We start from the raw sequence: 1,926 nt of genomic DNA on the forward strand, positions 1-1,926 counted from the left end.
AGTATTTGTCCAAAAAAGCCAGATGGGCGGAGGAAGTCCGATGATTCGCGGGTTTTCAACAAACCGATTATTGATGACTGTTGACGGTGTGCGAATGAACACCGCCATTTTCAGGGGCGGAAACATCCAAAACATCCTTTCCATCGATCCCTTTGTGGTAGAAAATACCGAAGTGATTATTGGCCCCGGCTCAGTGGTTTACGGCAGCGATGCCGTGGGCGGTGTAATGAATTTCTACACCCTGAAACCCAAATTTTCCTTTGAGGAAGGCATGGCTTTTTCAGGCAATGCCATCGCCCGATATTCAACGGCCAATGAAGAAAAAACGGGACACCTTGATTTGAATTTCGGATTCAAGGAATGGGCTTTTTTAAGCAGCATTTCTTACAGTGATTTTGGCGATTTAAGAATGGGAAAACACGGCCCCGACGATTATCTACGTAACTTTTTCGTTCAAAGAATTGACGGTGAAGATGTGCAGGTGGCCAATTCAAATCCGCTGGTTCAAAAACCCACCGCTTATGACCAGCTGAGCCTGGCTCAAAAAGTGCGGTTTATGCCCAATGAAATTTGGGATTTTACTTTAAACCTGTTGTATTCTGAAACATCAGACTTTTCACGCTATGACCGCCTCACCCGTGAAATAAATGGAAATCTGCGTGATGCCGAGTGGCATTATGGCCCTCAAGTATGGTTTTCAGGGAATTTACAGTTGGAGCGAAAAAGCAGAAGTTTGTTTTATGACGACTCCAAACTCATTGTGGGCTATCAATTTTTTGAGGAAAGCAGAAACAACCGAAGTGTGGGTTCATCCAATTTGTACCATAGCAAGGAACAAGTAGATGCACTTTCGGCCAACCTTGATTTTACCAAAAACCTCCATGAGGTAGACCTTTTTTATGGTGTGGAATATGTGCACAATACAGTGGGTTCATCAGGAAAAGTAACCGATATTTTGACCGATGAAGAGGAAGAAACAGCCGCCCGTTATCCTGACGGCTCCACCTGGCAATCCTATGCGGTTTATGTAAATATGCTTTGGAAAATGTCGCCAAAAACCACCTTACAAACCGGTGTGAGATACAGCCACTTCAACATAGACGCTACGTTTGACGACCGTTTTTATGATTTTCCGTTTGAAGATGCTCAAATCAACACCGGAAATTTTACAGGAAGCATTGGGTTTACTTATAAAGCAAGTGATGTCCTCAGTTTGCGAACCAATTTTGCCACGGCCTACCGCGCTCCAAACATTGACGATATCGGGAAAATATTTGATTCAGAACCCGGAAGTGTGGTTGTTCCCAACCCCAATTTAAAAGCCGAATATTCCTATAACGGCGAGGTGGGAGCCGCCCTAAATTTTGACAATATCCTAAAAGTGGAAATGGCCACATTTTACACAAAACTCGACAATGCCCTCGTGCGCCGTGATTTTAGCCTGAACGGCGAAACCGAAATCATGTTTCAGGGAGAATTGAGTAATGTACAAGCCATTCAAAATGCTGCAGATGCCAGGGTGTATGGATTTGAAGCAGGAATTCAAATCAACTTTTGTGAAAATTTGAGTTTGAATTCAAATTACACCATCGCCAAAGGTTATGAAGAACTGGACAATAGTTATAAAGCCCCACTGCGACACGCACCGCCCCAATTTGGGAACACCCATCTGGTTTGGAAAAACAACCGATTTAAAATGGATGCTTTTGCCCGTTACAGCGGACAAATAAGAGCCGAAAACATGGCCCCTTCAGAAGCCAATAAACCGGAGATTTACCCAGTTAACAGTAATGGCGATTTGTATTCACCCGGCTGGTACACCCTCAATCTGGCAACTCAGTATCAGTTGACAGATGCCATACAGCTTTCAGCTTCTCTTGAAAATGTTACAGACCGGCGGTACCGCACTTATTCTTCAGGAATTGC

Annotated in this window: 1 protein-coding gene; it reads left to right on the forward strand. The window is 44.0% G+C overall.

What is annotated here, in order from left to right; translation table 11 throughout:
* Positions 1-22 precede the first annotated feature (22 nt).
* A partial coding sequence (locus AC6F75_RS13875) for a TonB-dependent receptor domain-containing protein (RefSeq protein WP_500715683.1) occupies positions 23-1,926 on the forward strand: 1,904 nt, incomplete at its 3' end.

It is taken from the genome of Planktosalinus sp. (assembly GCF_059864935.1).